Origin of the sequence: Streptomyces sp. NPDC005648, assembly GCF_040605395.1 — a bacterium.
Taxonomy (GTDB): Bacteria; Actinomycetota; Actinomycetes; order Streptomycetales; family Streptomycetaceae; genus Streptomyces.
This window is the reverse complement of sequence record NZ_JBEXCS010000068.1, coordinates 31,316-53,237: the sequence shown is the minus strand read 5'-3', so window position 1 is coordinate 53,237 and position 21,922 is coordinate 31,316. Positions and strand designations below refer to the sequence as shown.

20 protein-coding genes and 1 pseudogene are annotated in these 21,922 nt (G+C 71.5%); 7 read left to right on the top strand and 14 right to left on the bottom strand.

Going from position 1 to position 21,922, the window contains the following annotated elements; translation table 11 throughout:
- Window positions 1–215, bottom strand: a pseudogene (locus ABZT17_RS31595) (2-oxoglutarate ferredoxin oxidoreductase subunit alpha); the annotation flags it as partial.
- Window positions 216–453: 238 nt separating this feature from the next.
- Between ABZT17_RS31595 and ABZT17_RS31590 the strand changes: the two are divergent.
- Entirely contained in the window at window positions 454–1,086 is a 633-nt protein-coding gene (locus ABZT17_RS31590) for an NADH oxidase (protein ID WP_356353808.1), read from the top strand.
- A gap of 16 nt (window positions 1,087–1,102) precedes the next feature.
- Here the strand turns inward: ABZT17_RS31590 and ABZT17_RS31585 are convergent, their stop codons facing one another.
- The 4 genes from ABZT17_RS31585 to ABZT17_RS31570 all read right to left on the bottom strand — a co-directional run bounded on the left by ABZT17_RS31585 (window position 1,103) and on the right by ABZT17_RS31570 (window position 5,649).
- Complete coding sequence (locus ABZT17_RS31585) at window positions 1,103–1,711, bottom strand: response regulator transcription factor (protein WP_356353806.1); 609 nt, start codon at window positions 1,709–1,711, stop codon at window positions 1,103–1,105.
- 127 nt (window positions 1,712–1,838) lie between these two features.
- Entirely contained in the window at window positions 1,839–3,056 is a 1,218-nt protein-coding gene (locus ABZT17_RS31580) for a histidine kinase (protein ID WP_356353805.1), read from the bottom strand.
- Window positions 3,057–3,148: 92 nt separating this feature from the next.
- A complete protein-coding gene (locus tag ABZT17_RS31575; RefSeq protein ID WP_356353803.1) occupies window positions 3,149–5,467 on the bottom strand; it encodes a TOMM precursor leader peptide-binding protein in 2,319 nt (772 codons plus the stop codon).
- The gene (locus tag ABZT17_RS31570; protein ID WP_356353801.1) at window positions 5,464–5,649 is read right to left on the bottom strand and encodes a hypothetical protein; all 186 of its coding nucleotides are present in this window, start codon (window positions 5,647–5,649) and stop codon (window positions 5,464–5,466) included. Before ABZT17_RS31570 ends, ABZT17_RS31575 begins: the two co-directional genes overlap by 4 nt.
- Window positions 5,650–5,965: 316 nt before the next feature.
- Here ABZT17_RS31570 and ABZT17_RS31565 point away from each other — a divergent pair, with 316 nt between their 5' ends.
- The gene (locus ABZT17_RS31565) at window positions 5,966–6,172 is read left to right on the top strand and encodes a DUF6059 family protein (protein ID WP_356353799.1); all 207 of its coding nucleotides are present in this window, start codon (window positions 5,966–5,968) and stop codon (window positions 6,170–6,172) included.
- A 22-nt stretch (window positions 6,173–6,194) separates the two neighbouring features.
- Here the strand turns inward: ABZT17_RS31565 and ABZT17_RS31560 are convergent, their stop codons facing one another.
- The 6 genes from ABZT17_RS31560 to ABZT17_RS31535 all read right to left on the bottom strand — a co-directional run bounded on the left by ABZT17_RS31560 (window position 6,195) and on the right by ABZT17_RS31535 (window position 13,921).
- On the bottom strand, window positions 6,195–7,577 hold the full coding sequence (locus ABZT17_RS31560) for a glycoside hydrolase family 43 protein (RefSeq protein ID WP_356353797.1): 1,383 nt from the start codon (window positions 7,575–7,577) through the stop codon (window positions 6,195–6,197).
- Window positions 7,578–7,744: 167 nt separating this feature from the next.
- Window positions 7,745–8,356, bottom strand: a complete 612-nt coding sequence (locus ABZT17_RS31555) for an ATP/GTP-binding protein (protein ID WP_356353796.1) — start codon at window positions 8,354–8,356, stop codon at window positions 7,745–7,747.
- Window positions 8,343–8,699, bottom strand: coding sequence for a DUF742 domain-containing protein (locus tag ABZT17_RS31550; RefSeq protein ID WP_356353794.1), 357 nt, complete (start codon window positions 8,697–8,699; stop codon window positions 8,343–8,345). Before ABZT17_RS31550 ends, ABZT17_RS31555 begins: the two co-directional genes overlap by 14 nt.
- A 1-nt stretch (window position 8,700) precedes the next feature.
- Window positions 8,701–9,132: a roadblock/LC7 domain-containing protein gene (locus ABZT17_RS31545; RefSeq protein WP_356353792.1), complete on the bottom strand. Its 432-nt coding sequence runs from the start codon at window positions 9,130–9,132 to the stop codon at window positions 8,701–8,703.
- Between the two features lie 13 nt (window positions 9,133–9,145).
- Entirely contained in the window at window positions 9,146–12,700 is a 3,555-nt protein-coding gene (locus tag ABZT17_RS31540) for a nitrate- and nitrite sensing domain-containing protein (protein WP_356353790.1), read from the bottom strand.
- A gap of 207 nt (window positions 12,701–12,907) precedes the next feature.
- Complete coding sequence (locus ABZT17_RS31535; protein WP_356353788.1) at window positions 12,908–13,921, bottom strand: substrate-binding domain-containing protein; 1,014 nt, start codon at window positions 13,919–13,921, stop codon at window positions 12,908–12,910.
- A 245-nt stretch (window positions 13,922–14,166) separates the two neighbouring features.
- Here ABZT17_RS31535 and ABZT17_RS31530 point away from each other — a divergent pair, with 245 nt between their 5' ends.
- The 4 genes from ABZT17_RS31530 (at window position 14,167) to tatA (ending at window position 18,422) form a co-directional block, all read left to right on the top strand.
- Window positions 14,167–14,703: an SMI1/KNR4 family protein gene (locus ABZT17_RS31530; protein WP_356353786.1), complete on the top strand. Its 537-nt coding sequence runs from the start codon at window positions 14,167–14,169 to the stop codon at window positions 14,701–14,703.
- Between the two features lie 256 nt (window positions 14,704–14,959).
- Window positions 14,960–15,310, top strand: coding sequence for a metalloregulator ArsR/SmtB family transcription factor (locus tag ABZT17_RS31525; protein ID WP_356353783.1), 351 nt, complete (start codon window positions 14,960–14,962; stop codon window positions 15,308–15,310).
- A gap of 211 nt (window positions 15,311–15,521) precedes the next feature.
- Window positions 15,522–18,149 (top strand): magnesium-translocating P-type ATPase, encoded by a 2,628-nt coding sequence (mgtA, locus tag ABZT17_RS31520; protein WP_356353813.1) that lies wholly within the window; start codon window positions 15,522–15,524, stop codon window positions 18,147–18,149.
- Window positions 18,150–18,167: 18 nt separating this feature from the next.
- Entirely contained in the window at window positions 18,168–18,422 is a 255-nt protein-coding gene (tatA, locus tag ABZT17_RS31515) for a Sec-independent protein translocase subunit TatA (RefSeq protein ID WP_356353782.1), read from the top strand.
- Between the two features lie 119 nt (window positions 18,423–18,541).
- Here the strand turns inward: tatA and ABZT17_RS31510 are convergent, their stop codons facing one another.
- Both ABZT17_RS31510 and ABZT17_RS31505 read right to left on the bottom strand, forming a co-directional pair.
- On the bottom strand, window positions 18,542–18,958 hold the full coding sequence (locus tag ABZT17_RS31510; protein ID WP_356353780.1) for a DUF6114 domain-containing protein: 417 nt from the start codon (window positions 18,956–18,958) through the stop codon (window positions 18,542–18,544).
- Window positions 18,958–19,629 carry a DUF6230 family protein gene (locus ABZT17_RS31505; RefSeq protein ID WP_356353779.1) on the bottom strand — a complete coding sequence of 224 codons (672 nt, stop codon included), beginning with the start codon at window positions 19,627–19,629 and terminating at the stop codon, window positions 18,958–18,960. The genes ABZT17_RS31510 and ABZT17_RS31505 overlap by 1 nt, the downstream gene beginning before the upstream one ends.
- Before the next feature lie 670 nt (window positions 19,630–20,299).
- On the opposite strand from ABZT17_RS31505, the gene ABZT17_RS31500 reads away from it, so the two are divergent.
- Window positions 20,300–20,950: a Tat pathway signal sequence domain protein gene (locus tag ABZT17_RS31500; RefSeq protein ID WP_356353777.1), complete on the top strand. Its 651-nt coding sequence runs from the start codon at window positions 20,300–20,302 to the stop codon at window positions 20,948–20,950.
- A gap of 37 nt (window positions 20,951–20,987) precedes the next feature.
- Here ABZT17_RS31500 and ABZT17_RS31495 read toward each other — a convergent pair whose 3' ends face one another.
- A complete protein-coding gene (locus ABZT17_RS31495; RefSeq protein ID WP_356353775.1) occupies window positions 20,988–21,917 on the bottom strand; it encodes a lytic polysaccharide monooxygenase in 930 nt (309 codons plus the stop codon).
- Between the last annotated feature and the right edge of the window lie 5 nt (window positions 21,918–21,922).

The window sequence follows — 21,922 nt, the reverse complement described above, 5'->3', positions numbered from 1 at the left end:
TGGAGCTGGAAGCTGGAGACGCCCGGGAGGGTTCCGGCGGGGGCGCGGATCTCGGCGGGGAAGTTGGGAAGGGTGGAGAGATCGTTTCCGAAGGATGCGGTCTCCGAGGTGAAGCGGTCACCGGTGAGCTGCATCCCGTCACCGGAGTCCCCCGCGAACCGGATCACCACCCGGTCCAGGCGGCGGACCGTACTGCCTGCTGTGTGAACCGTCACCGGCTGTCCCTCTCGTCCTCGTCGGATGTCGCATCGCATGTCGGATGTCCGTGAACGCGCGCCCGGCCGCGGCCTGCCGCCGACGGCACGCACCCTAGGAAGCGGGGCTTGCGACCTGATAAAGCGCGGCCCCGGGCAACTCGCGCGCACCCATGAGAAGTTCACGGTCAACCGATGACGAGATGGCTGTCGCCCGTGATCCGGCGCCGCCAGAATCGGCACGTGGAAAGGGGGCGTCATGCCACGGCCCGTCGACAGTGGTGCCCTTCACCTGTGGTCACTGCATGAGGACGTGGTCGTAGAACACGGTGACGAGGAAGGCGAGTTGGTGCTGCGCAGCCCTCATGGCACCGAGCGGATCACCCGGCCGGACCCCCTGGTGCGTGAGGCCCTGCGGCGGATGGAACTCGGCCCGGTCCTGCTCGCCAACATCGCGGCGGACGGAGCCGTCGAGGGCGCCCTGGTGGTGCTGCTGCCCGTCCTGGACCGGCTCTCCCATCTGATCGTGCGCACCCTGAGCTGGGAGGATCTGCGCGGGCCGCTGCTGTCTGTCGTCCCCAACAGCGGGAACAGCGCGTTCACCCCGGTGACCGTGTCCGCCCAGCGGCTGATCCGGCTGATCGGTGATGTGTCCCTGACCCTGGAGAAGGCGGGCTTCGCCCTGGGCAGCGCCGGGTCGGCGCACCGGGTGCAGCTGCACCGGCCGGAGGCCGTGTGGGTGGTGGCGCTGCTGGCGTGGCCCGTGACACCGTCCCAGGCCTCGTCGGCCCTGCCGCTGCCCCCACCCGTGACACACGCGGTGCTCAGCTATCTGGTGGCCGCCGGGATGACGGAGGACTGCGGCTCGGCCGAGGCCCAGGCGCTGCCCTGAGCGGTCCGCCGCGGCCTCACAGCAGCCAGCCGGACTCCTGCGCGATCAGCACGGCGTCCACGCGGTTGCGCGCGTTGAGCTTCGTGGTGATCGTGGTCAGATAGTTCCGCACGGTCCCGGTGGACAGATGCAGTTGCGCGGCGATCTCCGAGGGCTCGGCGCCCTTGGAGGCCAGGCGCAGCACCTCGGTCTCCCGGTCGGTCAGCGGGCTCTCCGCGCCGCCCCAGGCGGCCAGCGCCAGCTGCGGGTCCACCACACGCTGGCCGGCCGCCACCCGCCGTACCGCGGAGGCCAGTTCGGCCGGTGGCGCGTCCTTCAGAAGGTAGCCGCTGACCTGCGCCGAGATGGCCCGCAGCAGAGTGCCGGGGCGTCCCATGCTGGTCAGGATCAGGATGCGGCAGTCGGGCATCCGCTCACGCAGCCGGCCGGCGGCGGTCAGACCGTCGATACCGGGCAGGTCGATGTCGATGACCGCGACCTCGGGCCGGTGGCGCAGCGCGGCCGGCACGATCTCGTCGCCGTTCTCGACCTCGCAGACGACCTCGATGTCACGCTCGAGACTGAGCAGAGCCACGAGTGCCCCGCGAACCATGTGCATGTCTTCGGCCAGCAGTACGCGAATCACTCTTCCCCCGTCTCCGCGCCGTGCTCCCGTCCCCTGTGGTGGCCGGACCCGGCGACTGTACCAACTGATCCCGCCCGCGAGTGAGCGGTGATGACGCCAACAGCCCATCTGGCAAAGGGTGTTCCGGTTACCTGGCTTCCTGTGGTGAGCCGTCCGGCACGAACGCCGGGGCGCTGGCCCGTACATGAAACGTTCCGTCGGGCAGGGCACCCGAGTCCAGGGCCCCGCCCACCTCGCGCAGTCGCATCGCCAGATTGCCGAGCCCGCTTCCGCCGTGCGCGTCGGTGTCGCGCCGGCCTGCGGCGACACCGTCGTTGACCACGGAGAGCGTGACCCGCTCCCCGTCCGCGGTGACCCCGATCGCGCACCGGGTCGCCTTGGTATGACGCAGGACATTGGTGACCGCCTCCCGCAACACCGCGGCCAGCACGTTCTCCACCTGTCTGCCGATCTCGCCGGTCGCCACCTCCACTCGCACGGCCACCTCGGCGGCGTTCAGCACCGACTCGGCGGAGGTGACCTCCTGGGCCAGGGACATGTCCCGGAACCCGCTGGCGACCCGGCGGACATCGGACAGCGACTGGCGGGAGATGGACAGGATGTCGTCGACCTCCTGCACGGCCCGCTCCGGGTGCAGCGGTATCAGCCGGTGCACCAGCTCGCTCTTGAGCGTGATCGCGGACAGCCCGAACCCGAGGAGGTCGTGCAGGTCCCGGGCGAAGCGCAGCCGCTCGCGGACCACCGCGAGCCGGGCCAACTCCCCGCGGGCGTCGTGCACTTCCTGGATCACCTCGGACAGGTGCGACAGGGCGTAGACGACCAGTCCGGTCAGCAGCGTCGACTGGCACAGGTAGATCGAGTCGACGATCCCCTGGCCGCGCAGCAGCGGCGGCAGGAACATGCTGAGGCCGACCAGGACGAAGAGGGTCCAGCCGGGGCGCGGGGGCAGCAGGAGCAGCAGGGAACCCGAGAGGAAGCCGCCCAGCGCGCCCCACTGGGCGTGCAGCACGATCAGCGGCAGGTAGGTGAGCAGGGCCTGGGCGCCGAGCGTGAGAGCCTTCTGGCGCGCGGGGCGCCGGCCGGCGCCGGGCGCCGAGTGCCGTAACTGGAGGGCGAACACCAGCAGCAGGGCGGCGATCGCCGCGCTGTCGGCGGCGGCGCCCAGGCCCGTGCTGATGATGTTGAGCGCGGTGATCGAGAGATAGCTGAACAACGCCACCTTCAGGATGACCCGCGCGAGGCGGGGACCCGGCAGGGCCTGCCGGTCCGGCTCGGCCGCGCCATCGGTGGCCGACGCCGGCCGGACGAGCCCTCCACGCAGCCCAAGACGTGTACTGGCCTTCACGGACTCCTCTTTCGCAGCAACGGGGAGTGCGTCACAGGATCGTATGTGAACCTGGTGAAGGCCGTGCGTGCATAGTGTTGTTAATCGAAGATTTAGACGAACAGGGGGACAGGGTTGAGGCATTCGTACGGCGTTGGCCGCTTCAGCCGGCCGAGTGCCACGGGCACGTCGTAGAGCCGGCCGGGTGCCAGCCGGGCCCAGAAGTGCCGCAGCCCCGGCACGATCACCTTCACGACCGGAAGCCCCACATCGGGCCGGGTCTGGTCGAGGACCAGCAGTTCCAGTCCCCGGGCCCGCACCGACTCCACCACCGCGCACACGTCGCCGAACAGGTCGTCCCGCTCGGTGAACTCCCAACTCGTGGGTGTACGGCGGGAGATGGACGGCTCGGCTGCCAGATAGGGCTGATTGGCGGTGGTCGCGCTACGCCACCAGTGGCAGGCGTCGGGATCGTCGATGCCGTACCCCGTGCCGTCCGGACGGCGGGGGAGCACCGCCGGCAGCATCTGGCCCAGCTCGGTCAGGGCACGCCGCAACGCCACCCGGGGATCGAAGTGGGCGCCGAAGCCGAAGACCACGTCCTCGGTCGGCGCGCCGGTGCGGCGGGACAGCGCGGCCAGCACCGGGATACCGAAGTCCGAGGTGAGGTCGAGCACCCACAGCTCGCGGCCGAGCCGTGCGCAGCCCTCACGGAAGCGGTCGGTCTCGGGGCCGCCGAACGCGTCCAGGTCCACGCCCGGCTGACGGGTGCGGTTGTACCACCACAGGGCCACCGCGTCCCGCTCCACCAGCTCCAGGAAACCCTGCAGCAGCGCGTCCTCCGGACTGCTGCCCGCCGCGTTGCCGTTGGAGTCGGCGTGCAGCCCGTCCGCGGCCCCCGCGCCGTGGTCGAAGTAGAGCAGCGAGGTGGGCAGCAGCCGCTGCCGGCCATGGGTCAGGGACCACACCGGCGTCCACTCCGTGGGCCGGTCCGCGTCGAACGGCCGCGGTACGTACTGGAAGTGCGACCCGTGGGCGTTCCACGCCGCACGGTCGGCGAACTGCCGCGAGTGGTACAGCTGGCAGTCGTTCGGATGGACGGCCGTCTCACCGAGGCCCCGCCAGGTGTCCCGTACGACGGGCTCGTCGCCGTGTCTGGTGCCGCTGTGGCGCTCCACGGCCTCGCCCAGCGCGCTGACCCTGGCCTCCGCCGGATCCAGGCCCTTGCCCCCGCTCAGCGCCCTGAGGCCGGCCCTGAGCCCGGCCAGACCGGTGGGCCGGAAGGCGAGGTTGTGACCGGAGAGGTAGCTGTCGACGAAGTCGGGGGTGCGCGGGGCGCGGTGGATCTCCTTGACGATCCCGGTCACCGGGCCGACGAGATGGCGGTACCGTTCCAGCATCTCGCGCGGCGGCGCGGAGCGGTGGCTGTTGCCCTGCCGGGCCGCTTTCGGCCGTGACACCGGCACGAAGGGCGCGCGCACCGTGCGGGCGACGAGGTCGCGGTCCCCGCACGCCGGGCACTGCGGGCGCCGTAGGACGGGGTGCGAGGCGGCGCGCAGCAGCATCGTGTCCAGGGTGTGCACCTGACCCTGTGCCGGATACCGCAGCCCCGCCAGCCACTTGAGCGCCTCCAGCACCGCGATGTGCACCGCGATGGCCCGGCCGGCCGCGAGCGAGGCCGCGGGCCGCTTCGGCGGACCCGTCAGGCCCAGCGCCCGCTGCACCGGCCACTCGGAGCGGCGGTGGCCGCGCAGCCGCTCGGCCAGACAGTTCCAGCAGGCTCCCTGGCCGGGCCGGAACACCGGGCCGATCCACGGGTCGGTGCCGCACAGCTTGCCGAGCAGCCAGGGCCTCCCGCCCGCCCGGTGCCGGGCGTCCACCTCGGCCAGCTCGGGTGCCAGGTAGTCGTCGCAGACGACGAGGGTGAGGGCGCCCGTCCCGCCGTCCGGGGCGAGGGCCAGCCCCGACTCCCGGCAGGCCGCCCGCACCGGCTCCGGGTCCGTCCCGGGCAGCGCCTCCAGGGACACCGCGGCCCCGGCCAGCTCGGCCGAGGCACGGCAGCCGTCCAGGCCCGCCAGGTCCCAGTAGGCCTCCGCCACCGGGTCCGGACACCCGCGGTCCCCGCCGGCCGGGTCCGTCGGCCGAAAGCCCAGCAGGCCCGACCGGGCGAGCGTGTCGAGCGAGCCGGCGGCGTCCTCGGCGGGCAGCCGTGGCGCGGCCGCGTGCAGCACCCCTCCTACGGTGCGGGTGCCGTCCAGCAGCGGGGCCAGCACCTCGGCGTGTGGGCCGCGCAGGGCGGTGATGCCCCTGCGCGAGACCAGATAGGTGGCTTCACCGGGAACCACGACGGGGCTCAGATGGCGCTTGAAACCCACCAGCGCGCTGTCGGCCGGGGCCGCGGCCCCGGCCTCGTGCCCCCCGGCATCGCTCATGCGGCGAGCTGCCCGCCGCGTCCGTCGGCCGGGACGGCGACGATGCAGATGCAGAACATCACGGCGTCGGACTGCCCGGAGGCGTCCAGGTCCTCGATCGTCAGATGCCGGCCGGCCCCGTGTGCGGCCTGCGCGGAGAACTCGTCGATGCGGTGGGCGGCCGCCGGAAGCACGTTGACCATGAGGAGAGTCCCTTCGAGGTGTCGGTCGAACGACTGTGCTGTGTTGCTCCGTTGGCCAGAATTCTGCTCAGAGTGACCCGGTCACAGGCAGTGCTGACGTCATCAGTCCAGGGTGAAGTTTTCACGTCACAGGGTGGATGCGGGCCTTCTGCTTCCGCTTGAACGGCGGTCGGCGAGCCGGACGGCCCCGGCGCGGCGTTGGCTCGTTCCCGTTCCCCTCGCCCTCGCCGTGCCGCGAGCTCTAGTCGCTGTTTAGCGTTCCGCGCGACCGTCGGTGGCCGCCCGGTCCTCCGTTCCGGGCGGTGAGGAGGTCCGCATGTTCTCCGCCGTGGCGCGCCATGCCACCCGGGTGGTGCGCGAGGTGTACCGGTCCCTCGTCGCCTACGGGCAGTTGTGGCTGTACCTGCCCGTGGAACCCGCCCGTCCCGAGCCCCTGGAACGCGTCCGGCCCGATGTCCCGCTCACCCCGGCCGAACGCGCCCTGGAACGACAGCTGCTCGATCTCGACAGGCGGCTGGGCTGAGGACCGTGCGGGCCGTGAGGGCTCAGTACCCCACGTGGAACGTCGCGTCCTGCTGGTCGGTCGCGGTGGAGACCGGGTCGATGCGCAGGACGTAGTTCGAGTGGCGGATGTAGCGGGTCGGGTAGTTGTACGAGCGGAACGACGACCAGGAGGCGTCCGCCAGACCCGCCGTCCGGTAGAAGGTCGCGTCCGCCGCGAACGCCGACGTGCCGTCGTTCACGTCGAGCCGGAGCGCGTAGTCGTAGTGGCGCAGAAAGCGGTTCGGGTAGTTGACCGACTGGAAGGAGACACCCGAGGAGTCCGCCAGACCCGGCACCAGCTTCCACTGCGAGTCCGGGTACGGGTCGAAGGCGTATTCGTCGATCCGGCCGGCGAAGTCGGCGTGGCGGACGTAACGGGCCGGATAGTTGTAGGACTTGAGCCGGTTCCAGGCGGGTGTGCCCCACCTGGCGACGAGGTTGTCGTACTCGGTCGTGGTGATCGGCTGGATGCCGCAGTGCTTGGAGTTGAGCGGCTGGGTGTAGGTCTTCTGGTCCAGGGCGGTCCAGGTGCCGGCGGCCAGGCTGTCTGTCTGCCAGGCGTAGAAGACGCCGTTCGGGGACCAGGTGTCACCCCAGAGGTACCAGGTGGAGCCGGAGGAGAGCGACTTGACCAGTGTCGGCGCCTCCGTGCCGTTGTGCGACACCGCGGTGGAGAACTCCGTGAAGCTGCCGGGGTCCAGTGAGGTGGAGCGGGCGCCGACCAGCGTCGAGTTCTTCTTGAAGTAGAGGTGGTTGACGCCGTCCACGCCCACGGCCAGGTCGCCGTCAATGACGTCGTAGCCGGGGTCGAAGAAGACCTGCGGATCGCCGGCGGTGACGAAGTCCCCGGTGTAGTTGATCATGATCACGTTGTGGCCGCTGGAGTCGACGGCCGAGTAGATCACGCCGTAGCTGCCCCGGCCCGCGTCCCAGAAGGCCTCCGGCGCCCAGCTGTGGGTGTTCATGTCGTGCAGCTTCATCCGCCGGTAGCCGGTGAAGGTGCGCAGGTCGGCGGAGTCCCAGACATGGATGTACTGGCTGACGTAGGTCCAGTCGGTGCCCTTGAGGTCGGTGGCGAGCACCACGAACGTGCCGTCCTGCTTGCGCAGGATGAACGGGTCGCGCAGGCCCGTGGACCCCGCGGTGGGCGTGGCGACGGGGTCGTTCTGGTTCAGCGGGGTCCACTGCAGGCCGTCCTTGCTGACGGCCAGGTGCAGACCGTAGTTCGCGGCCAGCATGTCCGGGGACTCGGTGAAGTAGCACATCACATACGCCGAGTCGGTGGCCGCCCGGGCCGTCCCGGCGCCGAGTGCCAGGGCCCCGGTGGCGGCCAGCGGGACGGTCGCCGTCATACCGAGGAAATGACGGCGGGAGGGGTGGGGCATGGGCTCTCCAGGGATGCAGCTCTGTTCGACATCGCGAACGAGGTTCGGGTGGGCGACCAGAAGCTAGGGAGAGTGGTGCATACGCGTCAATCACACGGTCGCGCTTGGCTGGTTCTCGCCGTTCACCTTGCCGTTCGCTGTGCGGCAGCCCTGTGGATCACGGCCCCTCACCGGCCCGGACGAGTGAGCGTCCCGCCCCCCTCCGCCTCCTCCGCGACGGCGATCAACTGGTCGAGCAGGGCGATGAGTACATCCCGGCACGACCCCCGCTCGCGGGCGTCGCACAGCAGGACCTGGACATGGTCCGGAAGGGCGAGGGCGTCGCGGATCTCATCGGGCGGATACGGGTGTTCGCCGTAGAAACCGTTTACGCCGACGACGAAGGGGATGCCCCGGCGTTCGAAGAAGTCGATGGCGGCGAAGCTGGATTCGGGGCGGCGCACGTCCACCAGGACGACCGCGCCCAGGGCGCCGAGCGCGAGGTCGTTCCACATGAACCAGAAACGCTGCTGGCCCGGGGTGCCGAAGAGATACAGGACCAGGTCGTCGCCGATGGTGATGCGGCCGAAGTCCAGGGCCACCGTGGTGGCCTTCTTGTCCTCGATGCCGGCGAGGTCGTCGATGCCAAGACCGGCCTCGGTAAGCGGTTCCTCGGTGCGCAGCGGGGCGATCTCGCTGACCGAGCCGACCATGGTGGTCTTGCCGACGCCGAAGCCGCCGGCGATCAGGATCTTGACCGTGTCGGGCGCGGCCCGAGTGACGGTGTCAGAGTCGGCCAAGGCCGTCCCTCACTTTCTGCAGCAGGTCCAGGTCCGGGGTCTGGGAGACCGGGCGCGGCGGGCGGACGGTGATCCGTCCCGCCTCCAGCAGATCGCACAGCATGATCACCACCACGCTGACCGGAAGGTCGAGCAGGGCGGCGAGTTCGGCGACGGCGATCGGCTCGACGCAGTGGCGCAGGATGCGCTGCTGCTCCGGCTGCGGTCGGGTGGCCCAGGTCGGCGGCGGGTCCACCGCGGTCACCGTCGTGATCAGCGTGAAATCGGCGCGGCTCGGCCGGGTGCGTCCCCCGGTCAGGGCGAACGGTCGTACGAGACGGCCTGCCGTGTCGCCTCCGCCCACCTCACGCGCCGGAATCGACGGTGGGGCCGATACCGGCCCGGGGAGCCGCGCTGAGGTGCTCGCCGATCTTCTTCACCAGCATGTTCATCTGGTACGCGACCACCCCGACGTCCGCTCCCGCGTTGGTCAGGACGACGAGGTGGGCGCCGGGGCCGGCGGAGGTGAGGATCAGGAAACTGTTCGCCATCTCGATGAGCGCCTGCCTGACCGGCCCCCCTCGGAAGTCCATGCTCACTCCCTTGCTCAGGCTCATCAGCCCGGACGCGGTGGCGGCCAGCCGCTCCGCGTCGTCGCGCAGGAAACCGGTGGACTTGCTGACGACGAGGCCGTCCTCGGAGAGCACCACGGCGTGGTTCACCTCGGCGACCCTGTCCACGAGGCCGGTGAGCAACTGGTCCAGTGCGGTGTGGGTGGCGGGGATGGGGCGTGTCATGACGTGTCCTTCGTCAGCGTTCGGCGGGCGGGGGCGAGGGGACATGGGCGCCGGTGGTGGGTACCTCCGCGGCGGTGGTTGTCTGCGGGTCCGGATCCCGCGGGTCCTGCGTTACGAGGGTCTCCTCCCGTTCGTACTGCGCCTCGCCGTCGTCGTCACGCGCCCGGAGCGTGCCGCGCTGGAACCCGGCGAGCGAGGAGGCGGCCTGCTCCGCGGTGAACTCGTCCGCGTCTGCGTCCTGCCGGGTCGCCGACTCCTCCCGCAACTCGGCGGCCAGGCTGGTCTGGGGGATACGGCGGGGAAGCGGGGAGAGACCGGGGCGGCGGACGAACGGCCGCGGCTCGGCCCCCGCGGCTCCAGCCACACCGTTGCGCCGCACACCCATGACCTGGCCGGCGTTGGCGGTTCGGGCTGCGTCGGCGGTACGAGCCGCTTCGGTGGTGCGGCCCGCATCCGCGGTACGACCGGCGGTGGTGCGGCCTGCGTCGGAGGTACGTCCCGGTGCCGTGGTGCGGCCCGTTGCGGGGTGGCCCGCGTCGGTGGTGTGCCCCGCTTCGGTGAACCCGGCTTCGGTGGTGCGGCCGGTCATGGCGATGTCTCCGGCTGCGCCGGGCCCCGCCGTCCGGGCGCCGGCCGCGTGTCTGCCTCCGCCGTCCCGGCGTGCTTCCGCCGCGGTCTCGGTGTCGCCGAGGGCGCGGGCGGCCGCCGCGTGCCGGGCGGCGCCGGATCGCGTCCTGTCTCCGGTGCCCTCGGTGTCGACCGCGCCCGTTGCCTCGCCCGCGCCGCCGGCCTCGATCGCGCCCGCCCTCTCGGCGTCGGTCCTGCCCGCGCCCTCGGCCGTACCCGCACCCTGAGAGCCGACCGCGCCCGTTGCCTCGCCCGCGCCGCCGGCCTCGATCGCGCCCGCACTCTCGGCGTCGGTCCTGCCCGCGCCCTCGGCCGTACCCGCACCCTGAGTGCCGGCCACGCCCGTTGCCTCGCCGGTGCCGCCGGCCTCGGCCGCGCCCGCGCCCTTGGTGACGACCGCGCCCGTTGCCTCGACCGTGCCGTCGGCCTCGACCGCGCCCGCACCCTTGGTGCCCGCCGCGCCCGCCGTCTTGCCTGCGCGTTCGGTCTCTCTCGCGCCCGCGCCCTCCGCGTCGACCGCGCCCACTGCCCTGTCCGCACCCGCGGTGCCGCTCGCCCGCCCGGAGTCCGCGTGTGCGTCCTGGGCCGCACGCTCGGCACCGTCTCGGTAACCGGTCTCTGCCGGTCGGTCCGGGTCGTCTCGGTAACCGGGCTCTGCCGGTCGGTCGGCGTCGTCTCGGTAACCGGTCTCTGCCGGTCGGTCGGCGTCGTCCGGGTAACCGGGTTCTCCCGCTCGGTCGGCATCCGCCGGGTAACCGGTCTCTCCGAGTCGGTCGGCATCGTCCGGGTAGCCGGTCTCCACCGGTCGGTCGGCCTCGTCCGCGCGGGCGTGCTCCCCGCTGTCCAGGGCGTCACGGCCGTGTGCCGTCGCGGCCGGGGCCGGGGTGCCGGCCGGAGTCCCGGCGGTGCCCTCGCGGTCGGCATCCCAGGCCTGGCCGGCTGCTCCCGCGGAGTAGCCCCGCCGGGCGCCCCCCGGGGCTCGGCCGTGCGTCTCGCCGGGCGGTGTCTCCGCCACCTCCCGCACCACGATCTCGTGCGGCAGCAGCACGATGGCCGTCGTGCCGCCGTACGGAGAGGCGCGCAGGGTGACGGCTATGCCGTGGCGGGTGGCGAGGCGGGCGATGACGAACATGCCCAGACGGAGGTCGCCGGCGAGGGCCACGACGTCGAACTTCGGTTCCACCGCGAGCTGTTCGTTGAAGGACGCGTAGTCCTCCTCGGACATGCCGAGGCCGCGGTCCTCGACCTCCACGACCAGGCCCCTCGCGACCATCGCGGCCCGGACGCCGACCGGCGCCGGCGAGGGCGAGTACGCCGTGGCGTTGTCGATGAGCTCGGCGAGGAGGTGGATGACGTCGGCCACCGCGGGCGGCGCGAGATAGACGTCCTCGTCGGTGTGGACCTCGACCCGCCGGTACTCGGCGACCTCGCCCACCGCACTGCGCAGGATGTCGATCAGCGCGACCGGCTCCCGCCAGCTGCGCCGGGGCTGCTCCCCGCTGATGATGACGAGGTTCTCCTCGTACCGCCGCAACTGGCTCGCCGTGGAGTCCAGTTCGTACAGCCCCTTGAGCACGTCCGGGTCGGTGTGCTCGCGCTCCAGCGCGTCCAGCTTGGTGAGCTGGAGATTGACCAGGTTCTGCGACTGGCGGGCGATACCGAGGATGACCTTCTGGAAACCCCGCCGGATGTCGGCGAGTTCGACCGCGGTGTGCACGGCGGTGCGCTGGGCCTTGTTGAACGCCCTTGCCACCTGCCCCAGTTCGTCGCCGCCGTAGTCCAGCGGCGGCGTCGCCTCGTCCGCGTCGACCTTCTCGCCCCGGTCCAGCCGCGCCACCACGTCCGGCAGCCGTTCCTCCGCCAGACTCAGCGTCGCCTCCCGCAGGCCCCGCAGCCGCCGGGACAGCGAGCGGGTGATCCGCCAGGACATGCCCACGCACAGCAGCAGCGCGATCAGCCCGCTCGCGCTCAGCCAGGCGGCGGTGACCAGGAGGCTCTGCGCCTTGTCCGCGCTGCGGTCGAGCAGCCCCGAGGTCTGGGCCTGGATCATCCGCCCGTACTCGTCGCCGACCTTGGAGAAGGCGGCGGCCCACTGGTCGCGCGCGTCCGGCAGCGTGATGCTCCCGCCGGCCGCGGAGGCCCGGGCCGCGAGCACCTTGTCCTCGATGTCCTGCACGGTCTGCCACTCGGGGCTCTGCAGGATCCGCTCGGTCTGTGTCTTCGCGGTGCCGGTCAGCGACGGCACGATCTGGTCCTCGACCAGCCAGCGCCGGGTGTTGACCAGCTGGGCGAAGGAGGCCCACTGCTTCTCGCCCAGGTGTCCGGTCGGCCAGGCCAGGGTCAGTTGCGCGTCCTCCTGCGCCACCAGTTCCGCCGCGTGCTCCAGCGCGACCAGCGGACCGGCCTGCGAGGTGAGGTCGCCGTCGTCGACCTGGGAGAGCTCCTGGAAGGCGTGGATCTGGTCGTCGATGATCGAGCCGTACTGATCCAGCGCCTGCGCGGTGGTGATGTCGGTGGGGTCGTCCACCTGCCCGCGGTAGTACTCCAGGCTGCCGACCGAACCGAGCACCGAGTACAGCCGGTCGGAGATACGCGCCGGCGCCTTGTTGATGGCGTCGGACTGGCCGACGAGCTTGGCGACCGCCTTGTCCGTCACCTTGCGCTGCGCGTCCAGCGCCGCCCGGGAGCCGCGCGGGTCGTGGGCCAGCCAGGCCGCCGACAGACTGCGCTCCCGCTGCAGCGCGAGGGTGGCCTCGGTACCCATCGCACCGGTCGACCGGCTCAACTCGGTCTGCCCGCGCAGCCGTAGCCCCTCGGTGAACATCTGGGTCGTCGTCACACCCCACATCGCGGCGAGCGTGACGCTGGGCACCAGGGCCAGCAGGATCAGGGAGAGACGTATGGAGCCGAGCCGGCGCCGGGGACCTTTCCGTGGAGACATCGTCGTCCTAGGCGATCAGCGGAGGGGAAAGGGGAAGGTGGGACGGAGGATGAGACGGAGACGGGGGTGGCCGTGAGCGGGGAGAGAAAGGGGTGCACAGGATGCTATCCGTACAAGTGACCGCAGGCGCCACCGGTCTTCGAATCTTTCGCGACATCGACCTACGAAGTGTCCTCATCGGTGGGTCCTCACGGGCCCGGCGGCCGCTCAGCGTGTCCCGCGCTCCGCGAACCGGGCGACCGCGGCCACATTGGTCCTGGTCACGAACGCCGGTCCGGTGAGCACGGGGGAGACGCCACCGCCACTGATGTTGCCGTTGGTCCGGTACAGCCAGAGCCCGTCCACCGCGAGATAGCCCTGCAGATACGGCTGCTGGTCCACGGCGAACTGCACACTGCCGTTCTGGACGGCCTTCACCAGGTCCTTGTTGAGGTCGAAGGTGGCGACCTTGGCCCTGCTGCCCGACGCCTTGACGGACTTGACGGCGAGCAGCGCGAACTGGGCGCCGTTGGTGACCACTTCGTCGATCGTCGGGTCCTGCCGCAGCCGGGCCGTGATCGCGGCCGTCGTCGCGCCGGCGTCGGTGCCCTCGACGTAGAGGTTCTCCAGCTGGCCGTCGAAGGTCTTCTTCACGCCGGCGCAGCGCGCCTCCAGCGCCACGTTGCCGCGCTCGTGGATGACGCACACGGCGTGCTTGGCCCTGAGGTCGTCCAGCTTGGTGCCGACGGCCTGTCCGGCGACGCTCTCGTCCTGCCCGAAGTACTCCAGCAGTCCCTCGGACTTCCAGGAGTCGATCCCGGAGTTGATCCCGACCACCGGGATGTCCGCCGCCCGCGCCTGGGCCATCGGCCCCGCCATCGCCTGCGGTTTGGCCAGGGTCACCGCGATGCCGTCGACCTTGTCCCGGATCGCGTCCCGCACCAGCTCGGCCTGTCCGGCGGCGTCCGAGTCGCTGGTGTAGGTCAGATCGACGTCGTCCTTGGCCGCCGCGTCCTCGGCACCCTTCCTCACCAGGTCCCAGAAGGCGTCGCCCTTCGCGCCGTGCGTGACCATGGCGACCTTCATACGGGCACCGCCGCCCGCTTTGCCGACGGCGTCCGTCGTGGTGTCCGTGTCGTCGCCGGACGCGGAACAGGCCGTCATGAGCAGCCCGGCGACCACGGCCGCGGCCGCGAGGCGAACGGGTCTGTGGGAGAGGGCGGAGGGGTGAGGAGTCTTCATGGGGGTGCGGCACCTCGCTGTGCGGCCGAGCTGGAGGAACAGCGCGATCACGCCACCGGCCGTTGTCCGACACGCCGTACACCGTCCGGGTGACATTCGCTGGCCGGAGCCAATCGCGTGTGACCGCCGGTAGTCAAGTGAGCAGCCACTTTAAGTGAGTTACTGGTGCCGCTTCGTGATGTTTGATGAACGGGAACGACCATGTGTGCGTTGACAGTGGAGAACACCTCGAGCCGGCAGGACACATGCTGAACGTTTTGGATCTCGAACGGACCATCCGGGGACTGCGGGCGCTTCGCCCGGCCTCCCCCCGCCGGGTCGACTGGCCCGCCCTGGAACACTCACTGGGAGTCGGCCTTCCGGCGGACTTCAAGGAGTTCGCCGAGGCCTACCCCCCGGTCGAGATCGATGAGTTCCTCCGGATCTGGAGTCCTGCGCCCGGACGGGAGGAGGAGTTCGTCGAAGGGATGCGCTACGGCCTCGACATCCTGCGGGACCTCCACGAGGCCGGCGACACCGAGGACTACACGGCCTACCCGGAGCCAGGAGGGCTGCTGCCCTGGGGCGAGTCGCTGGAGGGAGACGTCTTCTACTGGCGCACCGCCGGGGCCGATCCCGGGCAGTGGCCGGTCGTCGCCGGCGGACGCAACGGCGCCTGGTGGGAGTGCGCGGGCGGCATGCTCGCGTTCCTGGTCGGCGTAATCGACGGGACGGCCGAGCGGTCCGAGTTGCCCGACGACGTACTCGGCCCGACCGCGTCGGTGACCCTGCTCGGCACATGAGACGGGTTCGCCTCACGCCCAGGGGTCGACCGCGGCCCCGCGTGCTCCCGCGGCCGACGGTACCGACGAGCCACGGTCCGCGCCGAGACCCCGGGCACACCGGCGACCTGTGCCACAGCCCGGGAGAACCCGCCCTCCCTCTAAACTGGTCCGGTTGCTGAGGCAGGAGCGCGAGCCCGCAAACCAAGCTCAGCGACCGGAACTCAAGACCAGAACTCAAGACCAGAACCCCGAGCCCGGACAGGAGAGCGACGACGTGGCGGCAGCCGGCAGTGGCTTCGAGGACCCCTCCGCCGACGTGCTCGACCGCGCGGCCGCGGCCTTCGGACTGCTCGCCTCGCCCGCCCGGCTGCACATCGTGTGGGCGCTGGCCCAGGGCGAGAGCGATGTGACCCGGCTCGCCGAACGCGTCGGCGGCGCGCTGCCCGCCGTCAGCCAGCACCTGACCAAGCTGAAGCTCGCCGGCCTGGTCCGGGCCCGCCGCGAGGGCCGCCGCCAGGTGTACCTGGTCGACGATCCCGACGTGGTGGATGTCGTACGCCTGCTGGTCGACCGCCTCTCCGACCGCACGGGCGACATCCCGGCCCCCCGTCTCCGTGGCCTCTGACCGGCGCTCCGCTTCGGGGCCGTCCGACGAGGAGCCCCTCCCCGGGACCGCCCACCTGCGCGCCGTCCCCGCAGCCCCGCACCACCAGCCCTCGGCCAACGAACCCTCCGCCATCGAACCCTCCGCCACCGACGCCTCCCCTTCCCCGCTCCGCGTCTCCCGGCCGCCGGCCCCCGCCCCCTCCGAACGGCCCCCCGGCACCCCCCTCCAGTTGCTCCGTCGCCTGGAGACGGGCCCCCGCGGGCTCACCGACGCCGAGGCCGCCCTGCGGCTCGCGGAGGTGGGGGAGAACACGGTGCCCGAACTGCGGACGCCGTCCTGGGCACGCCGTTGTCTGCGAGGCGTGCGGGACCCCTTCACCGCCGTACTGCTCGTCCTCGGCCTGGTCTCCGCGGCCGTCGCCTCGTGGAGCACCGCGGCCGTCATCCTCGCCCTGGTCGCCGTCAGCTGTGTGCTGCGCGCGAGCGGCGAGCACCGGGCCGACCGCTCGATGGCGACGCTGCGCGACCTCGTCGCCGGCACGGCCACCGTGGTGCGGCGCGGGGAGGGCGGGGAGTCGTCCCGGGAGATACCGGTTACCGAACTGGTCCCGGGCGATGTGATCCGGCTCGGCCCGGGCGACCGCGTCCCCGCGGACGTACGACTGCTGCGTTCCCGCGGTCTCACCGTGCACCAGGCGGCCCTCACCGGAGAGACGGAACCGGTTCCCAAAGCCGTGGAAGAGGGTCCCGGCCCCCCGGCCGAAGGCCCCTTCGCCGAATCCCATCTCTGCTTCCAGGGCAGTGGTGTCGCCACGGGCAGCGCCACCGCCGTGGTCCTGGCGACCGGCGCACGGACCCGGCTCGGCGCCACCTACCGGCCCGGCGCCGGCGCACCGCCGGAGGGAACCGCTTTCGACCGTTCCGTCCACGGCATCTCCTGGGTGCTGATCCGCTTCATGCTGCTGACGCCCCCACTGGTGCTCATGGCGGGCGCCGCGCTGCGCGGGCGGGGTCTGGAGACGCTGCCGTTCGCCGTGGCGGTCGCCGTCGGGCTCACGCCGGAGATGCTGCCGGTGATCGTCACCACCTGTCTGGCGCGCGGCGCGGCCCGGCTCGCCCGCCGCCACGACGTGATCGTCAAACGCCTGCCCGCCCTGCACGACCTGGGCGCCACCGACGTCCTGTGCGTCGACAAGACCGGCACCCTCACCCAGGACCGCCCCGTCGTCGTACGCTCCCTCGACCCGGCCGGCCGCGACGACCCGGACGTCCTGCGCTGGGCCGCCGTAGCCGCCTGGTGGACCCTCCAGCTCGCCGAACTGCCCGCCCCGGACGCCCTCGACGAGGCGCTGCTCGAAGCGGCGGGACCGGTGGGGGAGGAGTACGACGGCGTGGGCGCCGTACCGTTCGATCCGGTACGGCGGCTCGCCACCGCCGTCGTCCGGGGCCCTGACCTCGGCACCCGCACCGTCGTGGTCAAGGGCGCCGTGGAGGACGTACTGGAGCGGTGCGAGATCGCATCGCAGGAGCGCGCACGGCTGCTCGCGCTGGCCGCGCGCGAGTCGGACGCCGGTCTACGGCTCCTCGCCCTCGCCACCGGCCGACGCCCCGCCGGCCCCCGCGACCGCGACCGCGGCCCGGCCGACGAGCACGGGCTCACCTTCCGCGGCTTCGTCACCTTCCAGGACGCCCTCGCCCCGACCGCGGCCGAAGCGGTACGCGCGCTGACCGCCCGCGGTGTCTCCGTACGGATCCTCACCGGCGACCACCCGGCGACGGCCGCCCGCGTCTGCCGGGACCTGGGCCTGGAGCCGGGGGAGGTACAGGTCGCGGCCGACGTCCTCGGGGACACGGACGGCGCGGGCCTCGCCGCCGTCGGTCCCGGCCCCGTCGTCGTCGCCCGTTGCACCCCCGACGACAAGGTCCGTGTCGTCGCCGCGCTGCGGGCCGCCGGGCACACGGTCGGGTTCCTGGGCGACGGGGTCAACGACGTGCCCGCGCTGCGGGCCGCGGACGTGGGGATAGCGCCACGGGACGCCGTGGACGTGGCCCGGGAGAGCGCGGACGTGGTGCTGGCGGCGAAGGACCTCACCGCGATCGGGCACGCCGTCACCGCCGGCCGGTACAGCAGCGGAAACATCGCCTCGTATCTGCGCGTGACGCTCTCCTCCAACCTCGGCAACGTCCTCGCGATGCTCGCGGCCGGGCTGCTGCTGCCCTTCCTGCCGATGCTCCCGGCCCAGGTCCTCGTGCAGAACCTCTGCTTCGACGCCGCCCAGTTCGCCTTCGCCTACGACCGTCCCGGCGCCGCCGCCCTGCGCCGCCCCGCCGGTCTGCGGCCCTGGGCCTTCCTCAGGTTCATCACCGGCTTCGGCGTCCTCAACGCGATCGCCGACCTCGCCACCTTCGGCATCCTCGCGCTCGCCCTGCACGGATCCGGCCGGGTGGCCGACGAAACCGTCTTCCACTCGGCCTGGTTCACCGAGAACCTGCTCACCCAGGCCCTGGTGATGCTCCTGCTGCGCACCGGGCGACGACTTGCCGAGGGCCGTGCCCCGGGCCCGCTCGGCTGGTCCGCGACCGCGCTCGCCGCCGTGGGCCTCCTGCTGCCACCGAGCCCGCTCGGCGCCGCCCTGGGCCTGACCGCCCTGCCCGCCGCCTACCACTTCCTGCTCACCGCCGTCCTCGCCCTGTACGCCCTGTCCCTGCTCGCGGCCAGGGCCTGGTACGAGCGGCGTGAGAGGTGGCCGGGGGGCCTCGGCACTCCGCGCCGGAGGTTGTACAGTTGCGCAAAGTGGCAACCGTCGACGAGCGTGCGAGCAGCGGCGTGTGTCCTCTGCCGACGTAGGAAAACCTAGGAAACGGAGGGAGCGGCCATGCTCCGCAACGGACTGGAACCCTGGCACCTGCTGGTCGTGGCGATCGTCGTCATCGTGCTCTTCGGCTCGAAGAAGCTCCCCGACACCGCCCGCGCCCTGGGCAAGTCGATGCGCATCCTCAAGAGCGAGGCGAAGGCGATGAAGGACGAGAACCCCGCCGCCGTGCCGACGACGCCCGAGACGAGCCCGCAGACGGCGCAGACGGTCGTGGAGCCGACCGAGGTCACCAAGGGCGCTCCGGCTGCTTCCTGACCCTGCGGCTCACCCGCCCCCTGGCTTCTCGAGGAGCTCGCTCCCCGCACACGCCGACAGGCCGACCCGGTTCACCGGGTCGGCCTGTCGTATGTCGTGCTGTGCACTGTCGTGCTCGTCTACGCCTGAACCGCCTCCGCCGAGGCCCGCGCTTCCTTCTTGCGCTGTCTGCGGCTGACGCGCGGCTCCTGGTCGGGCAGCCAGCCGAAGATCATGCAGCTGCCGATCGCGCCCAGGGCGAGCCCCAGGAAGAAGCCGCCCAGGTTCGAGGTCAGCCAGGTGCCCAGCGAAGCCAGGACCCCGATGATCGAGTAGAACAGCCGCTGTCCGGGGCTGAACAGCGTCAGCAGCCCGCACAGCACCATCACGGTCGGCAGGAGATAGCCTGCCAGGCCCTGCATACCGATGTGCATGATGACCTTCAGCGAGGCCTTCTCGGTGAGCAGGATCTCCGCGCCGCCCAGGGTGAGCAGCAGCCCGCCCCAGAACGGCCGGCGGGCCACCCACCCCTGGGGTGGAGCGTCGGCGGTCGACATCAGCAGCCCGAGTCGCTGAAGCTGAGCTTCAGACCCGGCAGCTTGAACACACCGGCCGTCGTCGCGTAGTTGGTCTGGCGCAGGTTGTCGATGTGCACCGTGTCGGCCTGCTGGCTGAAGACGCCCTCAGGACCCTTGACCCCGGCCTTGGTGAGCGTGCTCGCGTCGTTGCCGATCTCGATGTTGTTGAACGAGGCGTCGCCCGTCAGCTGGGTCGAGTCGGTGGTCAGATCGGTCGCCTGCACCTTCGACGAGCCGGCGCCCGCCTTGATGAGCAGGTTGGTGCCGCCCAGGTCCACGCTCTGGCAGAGGCTGTCCAGCGTCGCGCTCTTGATGGCGGAGGTGACCACCAGCACCTGACCGCCGGTGTCGCCGGCGTTCGGGCTGTTGTCGATCATGCTGTCGAGCGCGCCGAACTGCTCGAAGCCGGTGCCGTCCAGGGACTTGGCGGTGACCGTGAAGGGCATCCCGGAGATCGAGAACGAGACCCCCAGAGCACCTTGCGCGGTGAGGATCCCGAGGCCGGCCAGGCCGAGGACGGCGGGCACCGCCATCACGGCGGCGCGGCGGGCGCGGACCCGGCCGTGTCTGGCGGGCTCGGACGAGGAACCGCTTTCGGGGTTCTCTGGGGTGAGGTCGGCGGACGAGTTCACGTCCGGGGACGAGGCCATTTCTGCTCCCATGTGCATAGTCAGTGCGGGTTGGGCATCAGCGGCGCGTTGTCCTGGCGCGGACAGCCTGCGGGCGCACGGCGGCTCCCAACTCCCGGTGGCTGGAAGGGCTTTCTCGTACTCCGCAGTAGCCGTCCAGGAAGTTACCCGTGGTTACATTCGAGGGTCAAGGTAGTTGTGAAAAAAGGGTGTTGATTATGAGTCGCCTGTGGGTCGCGGTCCGATCGTTACTCCCCTCTTCTTGAGAGAATTTCTTGAACGATCGTCAACTCCCCTGTCAATGCTTGACGTTGACTGATCCTCAGGTCTACAACTGCCCGTGGCTTCCCCCGGATCCGTGGCGCCGGATCCAGCCACGCGGCACCATCCGCGTATCCCGGACAACTCCTGTCCGACACGGGCGCTTCACCGCCCGACACAAACCCTCCACGGCCCGGCACGGGCACTTCCCCCCTGGTCCACGCCGGGCCGCTTGCCCGGCCCGGACCGACCGGCGGCCCTCCCCACGGGTCGGCGGCCGGTCCCGGCCGGTTGTCGTGGCCGGCCCGTGACGTACGGAGAAGGCGTCACGGACCGGTCACGGCGGGTTCTTCATGGCGCCCCCAACTCAAGTCGCTGTCATGCGACTTGAGCGATCACTTCCCCCCTCTTCCGAAAGAGGTACGCAATCATGCGCACTCGCACCCTTCTCACCCTCGTCGGCACCGTCGCGGCTCTGTCGATCCCCGCGATCGGCTCCGCCTCCGCCGACGGCGCGGTCCTGACCACCGGCTCCGCCGGCGGGACCGCCGTCGCGGTCGGCGACACCCTGTCCGCTCCGCTGGCCAGCGGCACCAACGCCACGCTCTACTCCAGCGCGACCGGCACCAGTGGCGTGAGCTGCGCGTCGTCGACGTTCACCGCGAGCGTCACCGACAACCCGGCCGCGCCGGGCACGGCCACCGAGTCGGTCAGCGGCCAGACCTTCGACAGCAGCAGCTGCACCAGCAACGTCCTGGGCGTGACCGGTGTCAGCAGCATCACGGTCGACAACCTGCCGTACACCACCTCCGTGGCCTCCGACGGCACCATCACGGTGACCCCGGCCAGCGGCTCCACCATCCAGACCACGGTCAAGCTCAAGACCCTGCTGGGCAGCATCACCTGTGTCTACCAGGCCCCCAGCCTGACCGGCACCGCCAGCAACACCGACAACAGCATCAACTTCACCAACCAGGCGTTCACCAAGACGTCCGGCTCGTCGCTCTGCTTCGCCGCCGGCTACTTCACGGCCAAGTACGCCCCCGTGACCGACAACGGTGCTGCGGTCTTCGTCAACTGACGCCCGCAGAACCGTAGTTCAGTCGTAGGGCCGTAGTTCAGCGTCGACGCAGACGCAGGGCCAGGGCGGCGCCGCCGGTGAGTACCAGTACCGTCGCGGCGCCGCCCGCCATCATCGGCGCGGAGGGGCCCGAATCCGTGGTCCCGGTCGAGGCGACGGGGGTGCTGTCGGGATTCGACGGCGCCGTCGTCGCCTCCGTCGCGCTGCCCGCGGGAGCGGTCGGGGTACTGTCCTTCTCCGCCGCCGGATCGGCCGTCGGATCGGGCACGGGGGAGGGCGACTTGCTCCGCGGCGCGCCCGCCGCCGAGGAACCGCCGCTCTTGGCGCCCCGCGGGAACACCACGTCCGAGCATGAGTAGTACGTGTCCGGCGTGCTGCTGTTCTGCCAGATCGTGTACAGCACCTGATGCCCCGTCCGGTCGGACGGGAGCTTCGCCGTGATGCGGTAGGCGCCGCCGGTCAGCGCCGGGTCCTTGACCGAGGCGAACGGCTGGGTGGGCAGTTCCGACCAGGTGAGCGGCTTCGTCGGATCGTAGCCCTGCTTGGTGAGATAGAGCTTGAAGGTCCCGGTGTGCGGGATCGTCGAGGCGTACTTCATCGTCAGCGTCGCGCCCGGCTCGAGGTTGGTCGAGGGCCAGTCGGCGCGGGCGAGGTCGAGGCCCTTGTAGTCGGGCAGGCCGCCGCTGCACAGCTTGCCGTCCGGGATGACCTGCCGGTCCCGGCCGCCGACGTCCGGCACACGGACGTTGTCCCAGAACGTGAAGGGCGCGCCGTTCGCGGCGACCGCCGCCTTGCAGGCCGCCGAGTTCGCGTTCGCCCCGCCGTCGGGGGAGCAGGCGTACGCCCGGCTCACCGGGTCCGTGGGCGCGCCGTGCGCCTGTGCGGGGCCCGCCGCCCACAGGGACAGCAGGAACGGGGTCACGAGGGCGCCCGCCAGGGCGGTGCGGTGTGCGGTCATCCGGGACATCCGGA